At 66.2% G+C, this 16,234-nt stretch carries 14 protein-coding genes; 7 read left to right on the forward strand and 7 right to left on the reverse strand.

The features are described 5' to 3' along the window. Window positions 1–12: 12 nt before the first annotated feature. Entirely contained in the window at window positions 13–669 is a 657-nt protein-coding gene (locus tag N4G42_RS15020; RefSeq protein WP_056067837.1) for an NAD(P)H-dependent oxidoreductase, read from the reverse strand. Between the two features lie 249 nt (window positions 670–918). Between N4G42_RS15020 and N4G42_RS15025 the strand changes: the two genes are divergently transcribed. Both N4G42_RS15025 and N4G42_RS15030 read left to right on the forward strand, forming a co-directional pair. Further along, the gene (locus tag N4G42_RS15025; protein ID WP_260667748.1) at window positions 919–3,129 is read left to right on the forward strand and encodes an ATP-binding protein; all 2,211 of its coding nucleotides are present in this window, start codon (window positions 919–921) and stop codon (window positions 3,127–3,129) included. After that, window positions 3,116–3,778, forward strand: a complete 663-nt coding sequence (locus N4G42_RS15030) for an RluA family pseudouridine synthase (RefSeq protein WP_260667749.1) — start codon at window positions 3,116–3,118, stop codon at window positions 3,776–3,778. Before N4G42_RS15025 ends, N4G42_RS15030 begins: the two co-directional genes overlap by 14 nt. Before the next feature lie 72 nt (window positions 3,779–3,850). Here N4G42_RS15030 and N4G42_RS15035 read toward each other — a convergent pair whose 3' ends face one another. Next, entirely contained in the window at window positions 3,851–4,756 is a 906-nt protein-coding gene (locus tag N4G42_RS15035) for a DMT family transporter (RefSeq protein ID WP_260667750.1), read from the reverse strand. Window positions 4,757–4,831: 75 nt separating this feature from the next. Here N4G42_RS15035 and N4G42_RS15040 point away from each other — a divergent pair, with 75 nt between their 5' ends. The 4 genes from N4G42_RS15040 to N4G42_RS15055 all read left to right on the forward strand — a co-directional run bounded on the left by N4G42_RS15040 (window position 4,832) and on the right by N4G42_RS15055 (window position 8,596). After that, window positions 4,832–5,347, forward strand: coding sequence for a MarR family winged helix-turn-helix transcriptional regulator (locus N4G42_RS15040; protein WP_056746174.1), 516 nt, complete (start codon window positions 4,832–4,834; stop codon window positions 5,345–5,347). 39 nt (window positions 5,348–5,386) lie between these two features. Beyond that, complete coding sequence (locus tag N4G42_RS15045; RefSeq protein ID WP_260667751.1) at window positions 5,387–6,148, forward strand: SDR family NAD(P)-dependent oxidoreductase; 762 nt, start codon at window positions 5,387–5,389, stop codon at window positions 6,146–6,148. A 91-nt stretch (window positions 6,149–6,239) separates the two neighbouring features. Further along, the gene (bktB, locus tag N4G42_RS15050) at window positions 6,240–7,424 is read left to right on the forward strand and encodes a beta-ketothiolase BktB (protein WP_056746178.1); all 1,185 of its coding nucleotides are present in this window, start codon (window positions 6,240–6,242) and stop codon (window positions 7,422–7,424) included. A 188-nt stretch (window positions 7,425–7,612) separates the two neighbouring features. After that, entirely contained in the window at window positions 7,613–8,596 is a 984-nt protein-coding gene (locus tag N4G42_RS15055; protein WP_260667752.1) for a tripartite tricarboxylate transporter substrate binding protein, read from the forward strand. Between the two features lie 191 nt (window positions 8,597–8,787). Here N4G42_RS15055 and N4G42_RS15060 read toward each other — a convergent pair whose 3' ends face one another. The 4 genes from N4G42_RS15060 to N4G42_RS25580 all read right to left on the reverse strand — a co-directional run bounded on the left by N4G42_RS15060 (window position 8,788) and on the right by N4G42_RS25580 (window position 13,907). After that, the gene (locus N4G42_RS15060) at window positions 8,788–9,225 is read right to left on the reverse strand and encodes a universal stress protein (RefSeq protein WP_099730067.1); all 438 of its coding nucleotides are present in this window, start codon (window positions 9,223–9,225) and stop codon (window positions 8,788–8,790) included. A gap of 123 nt (window positions 9,226–9,348) precedes the next feature. Continuing rightward, window positions 9,349–10,128: a 2OG-Fe dioxygenase family protein gene (locus N4G42_RS15065; RefSeq protein WP_260667753.1), complete on the reverse strand. Its 780-nt coding sequence runs from the start codon at window positions 10,126–10,128 to the stop codon at window positions 9,349–9,351. 122 nt (window positions 10,129–10,250) lie between these two features. Beyond that, window positions 10,251–10,742 (reverse strand): hypothetical protein, encoded by a 492-nt coding sequence (locus N4G42_RS15070; protein WP_260667754.1) that lies wholly within the window; start codon window positions 10,740–10,742, stop codon window positions 10,251–10,253. A 204-nt stretch (window positions 10,743–10,946) separates the two neighbouring features. Continuing rightward, window positions 10,947–13,907 carry an EAL domain-containing protein gene (locus tag N4G42_RS25580; RefSeq protein ID WP_313771916.1) on the reverse strand — a complete coding sequence of 987 codons (2,961 nt, stop codon included), beginning with the start codon at window positions 13,905–13,907 and terminating at the stop codon, window positions 10,947–10,949. A 124-nt stretch (window positions 13,908–14,031) separates the two neighbouring features. Here N4G42_RS25580 and N4G42_RS15090 point away from each other — a divergent pair, with 124 nt between their 5' ends. Further along, window positions 14,032–14,406: a PilZ domain-containing protein gene (locus N4G42_RS15090; RefSeq protein WP_056067655.1), complete on the forward strand. Its 375-nt coding sequence runs from the start codon at window positions 14,032–14,034 to the stop codon at window positions 14,404–14,406. An 85-nt stretch (window positions 14,407–14,491) separates the two neighbouring features. Here the strand turns inward: N4G42_RS15090 and N4G42_RS15095 are convergent, their stop codons facing one another. Next, window positions 14,492–16,177 (reverse strand): long-chain fatty acid--CoA ligase, encoded by a 1,686-nt coding sequence (locus N4G42_RS15095; protein WP_260667755.1) that lies wholly within the window; start codon window positions 16,175–16,177, stop codon window positions 14,492–14,494. Window positions 16,178–16,234 lie beyond the last annotated feature (57 nt).

Below are 16,234 nucleotides of genomic sequence, written 5' to 3' on the forward strand. Positions count from 1 at the left end.
AGGAGGAGATCCTCAGACTTCGGTCACGAACTGCTCGCGGGGGCGGCGCACCTTCTTCAGGTTCACCAGCCAGTCGCCTTCGTCGGCGCGGTAGCCCAGCGGCAAGATGGCGACGCTGCGCAGGCCGCGCGCACGCAGGCCCAGGATTTCATCCAGCGCGTTGGGGTCGAAGCCTTCCATGGGTGTCGAGTCCACTTCTTCAAACGCCGCTGCAATCAGGGCTGCGCTCATGCCGATGTAGGCCTGGCGGGCTGCGTGCTGGAAGTTCACTTCGGCGTCGCGCTGGGGGTAGCTGCTGAGCAGCATCTGGCGGTAGTTTTCCCAGCCTTCGTTCTTGAAGCCGCGCTGGTCATTGGTCAGGTCGAACATCATGTTGATGCGGTCGGCCGTGTAGTTGTCCCAGGCCGCAAACACCAGCAGGTGCGAGCCGTCGGTGATCTGGGCCTGGTTCCAGGCAATGGGCTGGATCTTGGCGCGCACAGCGGGGTCGGTCACCACGATGATCTCGAACGGCTGCAGGCCGCTGGAGGTGGGCGCCAGGCGGGCGGCTTCAAGAATGCGCTCCACCTTCTCTTGCGGCACCTTCTTGGCGGGGTTCATCTTCTTGGCGGCGTAGCGCCATTGCAGCTTGTTCAGCAGGGGTTGGGCGAGAGTGGTGTCTGTGGTCATGGCAGCGTCCTGAAAGAAGTTGTGGTTCAAGGGATGTATCGATGGTGGAACTGTAGGCACCCCACGGTGGTTCGGTAAGCCCTGCCAAAGAAACGGATTGTTCGCAATTCATCAACAATCGACCCACAAGCGCTTTGCAACCGCGCTCTGTTGATGCTGCCGCCATCGCGTGGTGCGACATGGGCAGGCGTACACTTGACAAAGCCTGGGCGAGCGCCCGGGCACGCACCCGGCTGACCGCGCCCCTTCATGAGTGAACCCGACCTGTCTTTTCTGGACCCTGCAGGCCGCCAGCCAGCAGCCGCAGAGCACATGCCTCGCCCGCCTGTCCCCCACTCCCGCACGCCCGGCGCTTCGGCAGAGGGCCTGGTGGCCGAACTGCGCGCCTACCAGGCCGAACTGGAAAACCAGAACAAGGTGCTGCGCTACAGCCAGGCCGTGGCCGAGAGCGCGTACGAACGCTTCGAAACCCTGTTTGCCAGCGTGCCGCTGGCCCTCATGGTGGTGGACGACCACGACATGGTGGTGCAGGCCAACTCCATGGCGCACCGCTCTTTCCAGCCCACCGAGCGCGACCGGCCCCTGACCGCGCTGATGCCTTTTGTGTGCCCGCAAGACGCCGCGCGCGTGCGCGAAGCCTTTGCCCAGGCGCAGGACCTGGGGCACAGCGAGGTCAAGGAGGTGGTGTTCACCATCAGCAATGCCACGCGCATCACCGGCGACCTGCACATTGCCCACATCGATGCACCGCAGACCAGCGGCCCGCCGCTGTCGCAGTTTTTGTGCGCGGTGATCGACCAGGGCCCGCTGCTGGCCGAGCGCCAGGCCTTGCAGCACAGTGCCGAGACCCTGCAGCAGCGCAATGAGCAGATCCGCGCCAGCGAAAAGCGGCTGGAGGCCGTCATCAACTCCGCGCTGGACGCCATCATCTGCGTGGACCAGCACCAGCGCATCACCGTGTTCAACCCCACGGCGGCCGCGCTGTTCCAGTGCAGTGCCAGCGACGCGCTGGGCAGCACGCTCGACCGTTTTTTGCCCGACGCGGCGCAGGCGCTGGCATTTGCCCAGCTCACCACGCAGGCCCTGCTGGGCGAGATGACGGCCCTCACCGCCAGCGGCAAGGAGCTGGCCGTGGAGGTGAGCGTGTCGTTCGAGCGCCATGCTGACGGGGAAACCACCACCGTCTTCGCCCGCGACCTCACCGGCCGCAAGAAGGCCGAGGCGCACCGCAACGAGCTGGAAGCCCAGCTGCGCGAGTCGCACAAGATGCAGGCCGTGGGCACCATGGCCGGGGGCATCGCGCACGACTTCAACAACATCCTGGGCGCCATTCTGGGCAATGTGGAGCTGGCCAAGGCCGACTGCGCCACCCACGCGCCCGGCTCGCCCGTGCTGGAGAGCCTGCTGGAGATCGACAAGGCCGGCCGCCGCGCGCGCGACCTGGTGCGCCAGATCCTCACCTTCAGCCGCAACGAGCCCCCGCAGCGCTCGGCCGTGTCGCTGGCCGAGGTGGTGCACGACACCGAGCGCCTGCTGCGCGTGACCTTGCCTCCGGCCATCGAGCTGCATATGCAACTGCAGGCGGGCCTGCCGCCCGTGTTGGCCGATGCCACGCAGGTCGAGCAGGCCCTGCTCAACCTGTGCACCAACGCCGTCCATGCAATTGGTACCGAGCGCGGCAGCATCCATGTGGAGGCCGCCACCGTGCAGCCCGACCAGCGCCTGACCGAGCGCCTGGGCCTCGCGCCCATCGACTACGTGGCCCTGACAGTGCGCGACACCGGCCCCGGCATGGACGCTGCCACGCTGGAGCGCATCTTCGAGCCCTTCTTCACCACCAAGCCCGTGGGCCAGGGCACGGGCCTGGGCCTCGCGGTGGTGCATGGCGTGATGCGCACGCACGAAGGCGGCGTGGATGTGCAAAGCGCGCCAGGCCAGGGCAGCCGGTTCACGCTGTACTTTCCGGTCGCCACCGGTGCGACTGCTGGTGCGCAGCCCAGCCCCGCCGCGCAGGCCGTGCCACTGGCCGCCGCAACGTCTTCACCGGAGCCTGCCGAACCACCCGGCGGTGCGCCTGGCAAGAAGCACCATGTGATGTACGTGGACGACGACCAGGCCCTGGTCTTCCTGGTGCAGCGCCTGCTGCGCCGCCGGGGCTACGAGGTGAGCGGCTATACCGACCCGCACGAGGCCACGGCTGCGTTGCGGGCAGCACCGCAAGCCTATGACCTGCTGGTCACCGACTACAACATGCCCGGCTTCTGTGGCGTGGACCTGGTGCGCGAGGCCCGCCTCATCCGCCCCGACCTGCCCGTGGCCCTGGCCTCGGGTTACGTCACGGCCGAGATCGAACAGGCCGCGCTGGCCGAAGGCGCGCAAGCCCTGATCCACAAACCCAATGACGTGGAAGAGCTTTGCGCCACCGTGCAGCGGCTGATCGTGGGCCATGACCCTGCCTGAACCCGTGGCAGATGGCGTACAGGCGCTGTACGAAGACGACGACCTGCTGGTGCTGTGCAAACCCTCCGGGCTGCTGTGTGTGCCCGGCCGGGGGCCTGACAAGCAAGACTGCCTGAGCGCCCGCGCCCAGCAGCGCTGGCCCGGCGCGCTCATCGTGCACCGGCTGGACCAGGCGACCTCGGGCCTGGTGCTCATGGCGCGCCATATCGACGCACAGCGGCGCCTGGGCCACGCGTTTGCCGAGCGCCAGGTGCACAAGCGCTACCAGGCGGTGGTGCAAGGGCTGCTGGGCACAGCGGGCGGCGACTGGAGCGAGATCGACCTGCCCATTGCTGCCGACTGGGAGCGCCGCCCGCTGCGCGTCATCGACCACGCCGTGGGCAAACCCAGCCTGACCCACTGGCGCGCACTGGCGCAAGACGCTACGGCTCAGACCACGCGCATCGAGCTGGAGCCGATCACCGGCCGCACCCACCAGCTGCGCGTGCACCTGGCCGCCATCGGCCACGCCATCCTGGGCGACGGGCTGTATGCCAATGCCGCCACGCAGGCACAGGCCCCGCGCCTGCTGCTGCATGCCAGTCACCTGGCCTTTGCGCACCCCACCACCGGGGAGCAGGTAGCGCTGGAGTGGGCGGCCGATTTCTAGCCAAATGGCCCGACAGCGCTAGTGGAACATGCACCAACCGCTATCCATTCAATAGCAAAAAGTAGTTGCTGATCAGCGCCCGCCCGGCGGCACGGCGCGCGACATGGCCCACTGCACGGCCAGGATGCTGGCCAGCACCACCAGCATGCCCACCAGCGATACCCCTGTCATGGCCTGCCCCAGCAGCGCCCAGCCCAGCAGCACCGCCGTGACCGGGCTCAGCAGCCCCAGCGACGACACCGCCACCGACGGCAGGCGCGCAATGCCACGGAACCACAGCGCATAGGCCACCAGCGCGCCCGCCAGGCTGAGGTACAGATAACCCGCGATGTGGGTGGGGGTGAGTGCGGGCAAAGGCGGGTCCACCGCCCAGGCCACCGGCGCCAGCATCACGCCGCCTGCCAACAGCTGCCAGCCGGTAAACGCCAGCACCGGCAAGTCAGACCGCCAGCGCCGCGACCAGAACGTGCCCGCTGCCATGCACAGCGTGCCCACCAGCGCGGCAGCCACGCCCACCATGTCCCAGCGCGCACCGGGTGACAGCAGCAGCGCCGCCATGCCCAGCACACCCAGCGCCCCGGCCGCCAGCGCCAGTGCGGGCGGGCGCCGGTGGTCCAGTGCCCAGGTCAGGCCCATCACCACCAGCGGGCCCACGGCACCCACCACCGCAGCCACGCCACCGGGCAACCGGTAGGCCGCCACAAACAGCAGCGCCTGGAACACGCCAATGTTCAGCGCCGCCAGCACCATCAGGCGCCGCCACCCCATCCAGTCGCCCCAGGCCGGCCAGCGGCGGCACCACAGCACCAGCAGCAAGCCCGCGGGCAAGGTGCGCAGCAGTGCGGCGGTGAAGGGCCGGTCGGGCGGCAGCAGCTCGGTGGTGACGATGTAGGTCGAGCCCCAGATGACCGGTCCGAGCGCTGTGGTGAGCGCATCCAGCCAGGCGGAGGAACTTGCAGAAGCACGTGAAGCAGCCATATATTTATCTTCAAATCAAGACAAAAACTCTACCATACAATCTTGAATTCAAGACAAATCAACCACCACAAGCCCATGGCCACCCCACGCCAACCCGACGCCGTCGACGCCATCCTGGCCCAGTGGAAGCGCGAGCGCCCCGACCTGGACGCGAGCCCCATGGGCCCCATTGGGCGCATCAAGCGCTGCGCCGCGCTGCTGGAGCGGCGGCTGGATGAAACCTTTGCCGAATTCGGCCTGAGCCGCTGGGAGTTCGACATGCTGGCCACGCTGCGCCGCAGTGGCGCGCCCTACTGCCTGGCGCCGACCACGCTGTTCTCCACGCTCATGGTCACGTCGGGCACCATGACGCACCGCATGGCCAAGCTCGAAGCCCAGGGCTGGATCGAGCGCCTGCCCAACCCGGCCGATGCCCGCAGTTCGCTCGTGCAGCTCACGCCCCAGGGGCTCGAACTGATCGACCGCGCCGTGGAAGCCCATGTGGCCAACGAACACCGCATCCTTTCCGACCTCAAGGCGGCCGATCTGGCCGCGCTGGATGCGCGGCTGGCCCTGCTGCTGTCCGCTTTGGAGTCACGCAGAGGCCAGTGAAGACACCCGGCCCTGTGTACTGCGCAGTAACATGGCGGGATGCCTCAAAACCACCTCTACATCCTCACCGGCGCATCGCGCGGCATGGGCCTGGCCATGGCCCAGCAGCTCTTGCGCAGCGGCAATACCCTGATCTGCATCGCCCGCAGTGCCAACGATGACCTGACCGCCGAGGCCCGGGCCGCAGGCGTCGCCATCGAACAGTGGCAGCAAGACCTGTCGCAGGGCGAGCAGGCGGCCCATAAGCTGCAAGCCTGGCTGCAGGCCCAGGGCCCGCAGGCGTTTGCCAGCGCCACCCTCATCAACAACGCGGGCATGATCCCGCGCATCGCCCCGCTGTCGGCCAGCGACGCGGAAGACCTGGCCACCGCCCTGCGCGTGGGGCTGGAGGCGCCCATGCAACTCACCGCTGCTTTCCTGGGCGCGACGGACACCTGGACGGTGCCACGCAAGGTGCTCAACATCTCCTCGGGCCTCGGCCGCCGGGCCATGGCATCACAGGCCGCATACTGCGCCGCCAAGGCGGGCATGGACCATTTCACCCGCTGCGTGGCGCTGGACGAGGCCATCAAGTCCCATGGGGCCAAGGTATGCTCACTGGCTCCCGGTGTGATCGACACCGACATGCAGGTCCAGCTGCGCGGCGCCGACCCGGCCGCCTTCCCGGACCGCCAGAATTTCGCCAACCTCAAGACGGGTGGCCAGCTCACATCGCCTGCCGACGCCGCCACCCGCGTGCTCGCCTGGCTGGAGCGCGCAGACTTCGGCACCAACCCGGTGGCCGATGTGCGCGAGGCGTGAGCCCGATTACTCCTATTTTAATAGCTGCAACCGCATGGTTCACTAGCGCCTGCAGCCATTTTGACCTGAATTTCTCTGAAAGGACCTCCCCATGACCCGTGAAGTCGTCGTCGTCAGCGCAGTGCGCACCGCCATTGGCACCTTTGGTGGCAGCCTCAAGGACGTGCCCCCCACCGAACTGGGCGCACTCGTCGTGCGCGAATCGCTTGCCCGCGCCAACGTGGAAGGCAAGGACGTGGGCCACGTGGTGTTCGGCCATGTGGTCAACACCGAGCCCAAGGACATGTACCTGTCACGCGTGGCAGCCATCCACGGCGGCTGCGGCGAAGGCACGCCCGCCTACAACGTCAACCGCCTGTGCGGGTCGGGCCTGCAGGCCATCGTGAACGCCAGCCAGTCCATCCTGCTGGGCGACACCGACGTGGCCATCGGCGCCGGTGCCGAGAACATGAGCCGCGTGCCCTTTGCCAGCCTGAACATGCGCTGGGGCGCCCGCATGGGCGACACCAAGATGGTGGACATGATGATCGGCGCACTGCACGACCCCTTCCACAACATCCACATGGGTGTGACGGCCGAAAACATCGCCGCCAAGTGGGGCATCAGCCGCGAAGACCAGGACAAGCTGGCGGTCGAGAGCCACAACCGCGCCGAGCGCGCCACGCAGGCCGGTGTGTTCAAGGACCAGATCGTGCCCGTCACCCTGAAGAGTAAGAAGGGCGACGTGTTGTACGCCACCGACGAGCACTTCCGCCCCGGCGCCACGATGGACGACCTGGCCAAGCTCAAGCCCGTTTTCATCAAGGAAAACGGCACGGTGACGGCTGGCAACGCCTCGGGCATCAACGACGCCGCCGCCGCCGTGGTGCTGATGGAAGCCGGTGCCGCCAAGGCCCGTGGCGCCAAGCCCCTGGCCCGCCTGGTGGCCTACGCCCACGCGGGCGTAGACCCCAAGTACATGGGCATCGGCCCCGTGCCCGCCACGCAGCTGGCGCTGAAGAAGGCCGGGCTCACCGTGGCCGATCTGGATGTGATCGAAGCCAACGAGGCTTTTGCCGCCCAGGCCTGCGCCGTGACCAAGGACCTGGGCCTGGACCCGGCCAAGGTCAACCCCAACGGCTCGGGCATCTCGCTGGGTCACCCCATCGGCGCCACCGGTGCGCTCATCACAGTCAAGGCCATCCATGAGCTGCAACGCATCCAGGGCCGCTATGCGCTGGTGACGATGTGCATTGGCGGCGGCCAGGGCATTGCGGCGATTTTTGAGCGCCTCTGACCTGCACGCGGGTGCGCACACTGCCATCGCCACCCGCGATGCTGCCACCTGCTATTGGCAACGCGAGCGCCACAGTCGATCAGCGATCATTGGCGCCCGCTGCCCCAGATCAGCCGGGCAACCGCAGCCGCACCCAGCGGCCTGGCGGCGGCCCGCACACCACTGAACCGACGGAGACACCTCTCACCATGATGCGCACCCTGCTTTCCTTCACCGCCCTCGCCTTTGCGCTGGGCACCACGGCCTACGCCCAGGCACCTGCGCCCGCTGCGGCATACCCCACCAAGCCCATCCGCCTGATCGTGCCCTTCCCGCCCGGCGGCGGCACCGACATCCTGTCGCGCCTGGTGGCCACCAAGCTCACTGAAAGCGCCAAGTGGACCGTGGTGGCCGACAACCGCGCCGGCGCAGGCGGCACCATCGGCATTGGCGAGGCCGTCAAGGCCGCGCCCACGGGCTATGACCTGGTCATGGGCCAGAAAGACAACCTGGTGATCGGCCCCTGGCTGTACAAAAACCTGCCCTGGGACCCCACCAAGGACCTGACCGCCGTGGCCCATGTGGCCTACACGCCCGTGGTCATTGCCACCAGTGCCAACTCCAAGTTCAAGACGCTGGCCGACGTGGTGGCTGCTGCCAAGGCAGCGCCCGGCACCATCACCTACGGGTCGCCCGGCAACGGCACCTCGATCCATCTGGCAGGCGACCTGTTCGAAAAGGCTGCGGGCATCAAGCTCAGCCACATCCCTTACAAGGGCTCCAACCCTGCGCTGATGGATGCGCTGTCGGGCAACGTGGACCTGCTTATGTCCTCGGTGCCATCGGCCATGGCCCAGATCAAGTCGGGCAAGCTGCGCCCGCTGGCTGTGACATCGGCCAAGCGCAGCTCGTCCATGCCCGAAGTACCCACCGTGTCCGAGTCGGGCTTCAAGGACTTTGATGTGAGCACCTGGTACGGCGTGTTTGCGCCCGCAGGTACACCGGCCACCGTGGTGAACGTGGTCAATGCAGAAATCAACAAGCTGCTGGCCACCCCTGAAATGAAGGCCGCCATCCACGCCCAGGGTGCCGAGCCGGAGGCCATGTCGTCCGCTCAGTTCAACACCCTGCTAAAGACCGACTACGCCAAGTGGAAGGGCATTGTGGAAGCCTCGGGCGCAAAGATTGAGTGACCCCCTGAGGCGCTTCGCGCCTTCCCCCTGAGGGGGACGCACCCGGTGGACTGGCAGAGCCAGCTCCACGGGTGCACTGGCCTCTGGCGTGCCTGTTCCGAGCGCAGATGGCTACGGGTGGTGCGCAGCGTCATCGAGCACTGAAATAAAAAACGGCTCCTTTCGGAGCCGTTCTTCATGGGGGAGCGTGTTCAGTCCCGCACAACCAGCACGGGGATGTGCACCACACCCAGCACACGCTGCGTGACGCTGCCCAGCACCAGCTTTTCCAGGCCACGGCGGCCATGCGAGCCCATCACGATAAGGTCGGCGCCTGTGCTCTCCAGCGCGCGCAGGATGCCGTCGTGCACCGCATGGCCCTCCCCCACCACGGTGGTGACCTGCACACCCGCATCGGCCATGGCCTTCTTGGTGGCGTCCAGCGCGGCATTGGCCTCGGCTGTGGCGGCGCTGATGTATTGCGCCTGGCCGTAAGCAAAGTCGGCGCCCACGCCGGTGAAGGGATAGGGGTCGATCACATACACCGCCGTGACGGCGCTGCCAAAGGTCTTGGCCAGACCTGCGGCCTTGGACACGGCCAGCATCGAGGTCTTGGAACCGTCGACAGGAACCAGAATGTGTTTGAACATGGTGCTACTCCTTGAATGAGGGGTGGGACCAGGCTTGTGGCCTGACCATGGGCGACAGTGTGAACCGCCACCATACCCCGCATCTTGATTCGCATCAAATCGGATGCACTTCTGCCGCAGTGTTCAGACCCCAGACGGCGCCAGTCCCACCACGTCCGCGCCCTGGAAGTTCCCCCGCCGGCAGGTCACCACCAGGGTGTCGCGGTAGCCTCCGTCCTTGAGCGGCTGGATGGGCGTGGACTCGTGGATCATGCGCGCGTCGTCCAGCAATAGCAGCGACCAGGGCTGCGTCAGCGTAAAGCGCTGCCCGGCAGGGCCGTTGGCCTCAAACACCCGCGTCTCGCCACCCTTGACGCCCTCGCGCCCCACCAGAAACACCGCCACCAGATCCACCCCGTCGCGGTGGGCACCTTCGGGTGTGGGGCGACCAATGCCGTCGGTGGTGTCGATGCGGAACTGGTGCGCCTCTACAAACCAGGCCACCGGTGCCTGCGGCCCGGCAAACACGGCGTCCGACACGCCCGCCAGCGCGGCCAGCAATTGCTGCCACACCGGCTGCGCCACGGTGGCGGGCTCCATGGGGGCAAACCAGCGCTCCATGCCGCCGTGCAGCGCGTTGTACTCCACGGGCTGCCAGTGGGCACGGTGCGGCACCTGCTCCATCCGGCCCTCCTGCAGCACAAAGCAGGCGTGGCGACGGCGGCGGTAGCGACCACCGTCCTTCAGGAATTCATCGGGCGGCAAGGCTGCCCAGTCGCTGTTGAGGGCCAGCAGCGCCGACAGGTCAGCGCCTACCCATTCGGCAACGGCCTCAGGGCTGAGCACGGCAAAGCCGCTGCTTTGCAGCTGGCTGGCGACGTCAGCCGGTGTAGTGAAAGGGGGAGAAAAGGAGACTTGGGCCATAGAGGCCCGAGCTTAACCGCAGCCGCCACCACAGGTTCTGCGATGGCGCAAACAGGGTGGGTGCAGTGTGGGGGCCGCATCCGGATCCACGCAACCGGCCAGCCCCCGTGGTCGCAAGCCGCTCAGTCCCGGTTGCCATGGCCCTTGCCACGGCCTTCACCCTTGCCATACCCGCGGTCATGGTCACGGTCGTGTTTGCCACCGCGTCCACGGTCGTCATCCCAGCGATGGTCATCGCGCCCGCGCGGCCCCTGGTACGGGTTGCCACGGCGTGGGGGCGGCTCCTGCACAAAGTACACCGGCTGGCTGCAGGCGTTGTAACGAGCGCAGTGTTTGCCCCAGTTCTTGGCATGGCCGGGCGGCACATACAGGTAAATGGGCGCACGCGGCACCACCACAGCAGGGCGCTGGATGATGACGGGCTCTGCGTAAATCAGCGGCGGTGGCGGTGCATTGCCAATGTTGATGCGGCCATACACGCCGGGTGCCAGTTCGCCCCCCACGGTGGCATTGACGTAGGCCTGCGCATGCGCGCCGCCCGCCAGGCCCAGGAGCGCGGCCGCAGCCGCACCCGAAACAAGAAGACGGATCGTGGGAAACATGGTGTTTTTCATGGAAAGCTCCTGCTGACTGCCACACCGTGCACACACACAGCGTGTGCACAGGGAGGGCGGCCCTGTGTGAGTCACAAGGCTTCCTGTACCTTACACCTTTCAGACGCTACAAAATGTCAGCCAATGGCGACAGTTGTTGACGCGAGATGAGGTACCGCAAGGCCTTGGCTGCCGGCGCCCAAGTCCGATATACGTCCACCGGCATCACGACGCCGTTGCACTGGCAGCCGCCTGCAGCAGTGCCTCCGCCGGCCCGGGGCGCCCGAACAGGTAGCCCTGCCAGGTGTGGCAGCCCAGCCCGGCCAGCATGTCGCGTTGCTCCTGGGTTTCGACCCCCTCGGCAATCACCCCCAGGTCCAGGCTCTGGGCCAGGGTCACGATGGTGCGGGCAATGCTGGCGTCATTGGCGTCGGTGAGCAGGTCGCGCACAAAGCTTTGGTCGATCTTGAGCTGGTCCAGTGGCAAGCGCTTGAGGTAGCTCAGGCTCGAATAACCCGTGCCAAAGTCGTCCAGCGAGAAGCCCAGGCCCGACGCACGCAGGGTGTCCATGCGCTGGATGGTGTCCTCCACATCGTCCAGCAGCAGGGTCTCGGTCAACTCCAGCTTCAGCCGGTGCGGGTTGGCGCCGGTTTCTTCCAGCACGCCCAGCACTTCCTCCACAAAGTGGCTGTGGCGGAACTGCCGTGCGCTCACATTCACGGCCAAGGTCCAGTGGGCAGTCTGCGGGTCGCGGGCCCACTGCACCAGTTGCAGGCAGGCCGTGCGCAGAATCCACACGCCCAGCGGCACGATGAGGCCCGAGGCTTCAGCCACTGGAATGAACTCGGCGGGCGACACCAGCCCGCGCTGCGGATGCTGCCAGCGCACCAACGCCTCGGCGCCCACAATGCCTCGCTGCTGGTGAATCTGGGCCTGATAGTGCAGCAAGAATTGCCCCTCGCGCAGCCCGTCGCGCAAGCCCGCCTCCAGCAGCGTGCGCGCGGTCACATTGGCCTGGGTGCGCGGGTCAAAGAACCGCAAGGTGTTGCGGCCTGCGCCCTTGGCCTGGTACATCGCCATGTCGCCGTGCTTGAGCAATTCGTCCACCGAGCCGCGTGCATCGGCATACAGCGCAATGCCTATGCTGCAAGAACTGTGGTGTGAATGGCCGTCGAGCTGGTAGCTCTGGCTGAGAGCCTGCAGCACCGTGCGCCCCACTGTTTCGGCCTGGGCGGCCGCTTCGTGCGCCTGCGGGCTGAGCCCCTCCAGCAGCACCACAAATTCGTCTCCACCCAAGCGTGCGACGGTGTCGCCCATGCGCACGCAGCCCCCCAGGCGTGCGGCGACCTGGCGCAGCAGCTGGTCGCCCAGCTCGTGGCCCTGGGTGTCGTTCAGGTCCTTGAAGTTGTCCAGATCCACAAACAGCAACGCACCGCCCGCGCCTGAGCGTGCGCTGGCGGCCAGGCTGTGTTGCAGGCGGTCATTCATCAACCGACGGTTGGGCAGGCCCGTGAGCGGGTCGTAGAAGGCCAGCAGGCGAATTTCTTCTTCGGCAGCCTTGCGGCTGGAGATGTCCGTCTGCGTGCCCACGTAATGGGTGATGTCGCCGCGCGGCGAACGCACGGTGGTGATGGTGATCCAGGCCGGATATTCGGTGCCGTCCTTGCGCCGGTTCCATACCTCGCCCTGCCACATGCCGCTGGAGTGCAAGGTGTTCTTCATGGCCGCGTAAAAAGACGTGTCCTGGCGGCCCGAGTGCAGCAGGCGCGGCGTCTGGCCCACCAGCTCGTCCACCGTGTAGCCGGTCAGCCGCGCGTAGGCCTGGTTGGCTTTGAGAATCCTCTGGTCGGGCCCCGTCACGATCATGCCCTCGAACGACTCAAATACCGTGGCAGCAATCTGCAGCGATTCTTCGGCCTTGCTGCGCTCGGTGATGTCGGTCGAGATGCCACACAGCGCATAAATGCTGCCATCCGCGTGGCGCAGCGGAATCTTGATCGACAAAAACGCGCGTGTCTCGCCCGTGGCGGCGGGCGTGTTCACCTCCTCCGCTTCCAGCGTCTCGCCGTCCTCCAGCACCCGGCGGTCATTGGCTCGCAGCCTTTGCGCCGTGGCTGTGTCGAAAAACGCCGCATCGTCATGGCCCAATACCTCGTGCGCCGGCCTGCCAAAGTAATGCAGCGTGTGGTGGTTGGCGTACTGGTAACGGTAGTCCTTGCCCTTGATGTAGATGAACGCGCCAACACTGTCCAAAATGGTGGCGAGCTTTTGCTCGCTGTCCCGCAAGTGGCGCGTACGCTCTTGGACCTGGCGACGCAAGATCGCAACCATCAACGCGGCCAGCAAGCTGAACGCCACCAAGCCCGCAAGCCCCCACCACACCCAGGGGGAAATCTGCACGCCAGGGTCTTGCCCGCCCCAGTGGCGCATTACCTGGGCATAGGCCGGGTCGGCGCCACTGCGCCAGTTCTCGACGGATCGGTCAATGGTCGCCAACACATCTGCATTGCGACCGGGGCCGGTCGCAAAGAACAGCGTAGCGGGCTGGAACACAATGCCCGTGTCCACCACGCCATAGCGGGCCGAATGGAAATTGCCGAACAGATGGTTGGAGATGACCGCGTCGGCCTCGCCCCGCTGCACCATGGCAAACGCATCTATCAGGCTGGGCGCATCCACCAAAGTCACCTGGATGCCAAAGCTGTCCACCATGTTCAGGAATGTGGACCGCTGCACGGAGCCCTTGAGCACCGCGACCCGCTTGCCCTGCAGGTCAAACAACGAGTAGATGGGCGCGCCTGATGTCCGGTAGATCTGCGACCAGCTGTGCAGCACTGGCAGGCGGTGAAAGTCGTACAGGATCTCGCGCTCGGGCGAGCGAGCCACATCGGGCATCAGGTCGAGCCGGCCCTCGCGCAGCGCATCCAGGCAGTCCTGCCAGCTGCAGGGCACATATTTGATGGTCCACTGCTCGCGCGCAGCCACCAATTGCAGCAGATCCACAAAAATGCCTGCGGCCTTGCCGTCGGCATCCACAAACACCTTGGGTTCGTTCGAGTACACGCCCACACGCAGCTCGCGGGGCGCCGCAGCAATGCTGGCGCTGGCCGTCAATACGGCCGCCCACACAATGCCTTTGAGCCACGCGGCACAGCGCCGCACCAGCCAGTTCACGCCAGGTTTCACACGGGACCCCCCAGGTGATGGAGAAACCATGTTAACGAATGCTTGCAAAAACCTCCAAAAATTAACTACCGTGTGCCGGTTGGGGTAGCATGTGCCACACCCCCGCCCCGCCCAGGAGACAGCGATGCCCCATGAACGCCGCCACTTCGTCCGCGTTGGTTTTGATGCGCCGGCCCTGCTGACCACTGCCACCGACGCATTCAGCGTGCATGTGCTGGATTTGTCGCTCAAGGGCGCGTTGATCATGGTGCCCGCGCAGGCCACGCTGGGGCAAGGCACGTTGTGCCAACTGACCATCCCCCTGGCCGACACGGGCAACCACATCGCCATGTCCACCGAGGTGGCCCACGTGCAAGGCCTGCACACCGGGCTGCTGTGCAAGGGCATTGACCTGGACAGCGTCACCCACCTGCGCCGCCTGATCGAGCTGCAACTGGGCGACCCTGCCCTGCTGGAGCGGGACCTGGGCGAACTGACCATGGCGGGCGCAGCGCACTGACGGCCGCCGCAGGGCTCGTCACCGCCGCCGTAGCGGCATCTCTTTTCTTCTTGGCGCGTTTGTCAAACCGGCGGGTGCCAACCCGTCACTGCGCTTCCTGCTCCTGCAGCGCGCGCCACATCACCTTGCCGCTGCCGCTCTTGGGCAACGCCGGCACAAACTGCACGATGCGCGGCACCTTGTAGACGGCCATGTTCTCGCGGCACCAGTCGATGATCTGCTGCTCGGTCGTGTCCTTGTGCGTGGCACGCAGCACCACCACGGCCTTCACCGTCTCGCCCCGGTAGCTGTCCTTGGCAGCAATGATGCAGGCCTCCTGGATCGCAGGGTGGCGGAACATCAGCGCTTCGACCTCGGCGGGCCACACCTTGAAACCGCTGGCATTGATCATGCGTTTGAGCCGGTCGGTCAAAAAGAAGTAACCGTCCTCGTCCATGCGCCCCAGGTCGCCCGAGCGGAAGAACCGTTTGCCCTCGAACTCGATGAAGGCTGACGCCGTGGCATCGGGCCGCTTCCAGTAGCCCTCGAACACCTCGGGGCCATGGATGATGATCTCGCCCTGCTCGCCCACGGACAGCTCCTGCAGCGTGTCTGGGTCGATAACCCGCGCATCGGTGCTCATGAACGGAATGCCCAGGCATTGCTGCTTGGGTTGGTCCGGCGGGTTGGCGTGCGACGGAGCGGCCGTTTCGGTCAGGCCATAGCCCTCGGCATACCGCAGGCCATATTGCTCCAGAAGGCGCTGCGCCACGGCCTGCGGCATGGCGGCTCCACCCCCACCGATATAGGCCAGGCTGGAGAGGTCATAGCTGGCAAAGTTCGGGCTGCCCAGCAGGTCGATGACCATGGTGGGAATGTTGGTCCAGGTGGTGACCTGGTAGCGCGATATCAGGCGCCCGGCCAGGTCGCGGTCCCAGCGGGGCATGATGACCAGCGTGGCGCCGCAGTAGATCGACGTGTGCATCACGCTCACCATGCCGGTGATATGGAACATGGGGACCACCGCCAGTGTCACATTGTCGACAGACCCATTGCCCCACAGGCTGGCGGCCACCGTGTTGTGCATGATGCTTTTGTGCAGGTGCATGCAACCTTTGGGCAGCCCAGTGGTGCCACTGGTGTAGGGCAACAGCGCCAGGTCGGCCGGGCCTACCAACAAAGCGGGGGGCGCATCAGTACAAGCCAGGGCATCTGCCCAGGCGTGGGCTTGCCCACCCTCCAGTGCCGGCAAGGGGTGGCGCGTGCCCAGCCAGTCCATCCACGCCTCGGGCGGCGCATCCATGCCGGTCACGGCCACGTCAAACGCATCCGAGAACTGCGTGACCACCAGATGCGCCAGCCGCTCGTCAGGGGCCAACGCATTGCTGGCCTTGGCCATCTCCGGGGCCAGATCACCGGTGGTGATCGCCACCTTGGTGTCAGGATCGGTGATGTAGTGCTTGAGCTCTTCGGCCCGGTTCATCGGATTGACCGGCACCACCACCGCATTGGCCCGCAGGATGGCAAAGTGGGCCATTACCAGCTGCGGGCAGTTCTGCATGCACAGCACCACGCGGTCGCCCCGCTGCACGCCCAGTTGCGCCAGCCTGGCGGCCAGGCGCTCAGCGCTCTCCATCAACTGGCGGTAGCTCGTCGTGCTTCCAAAAAACACCAGCGCCGCCTTGTCGGGGTAGCGGCGTGCATTGGTGGCCAGGTTGTCCCACAGCGAGGTGGCAGGCAGCGTGATGGACTTTGGCAAACGACGGGGCCAGAACTGGTAGTGAGGGCGCATGGGCAAACAGTCTCCTTGTTTCCCGCAGCCTAGATGGCCCACCTGTACCAAGCAAGG

The sequence above is a fragment of the Acidovorax sp. K2F genome, from assembly GCF_025246485.1.
GTDB classification, from domain to species: domain Bacteria; phylum Pseudomonadota; class Gammaproteobacteria; order Burkholderiales; family Burkholderiaceae_C; genus Acidovorax; species Acidovorax delafieldii.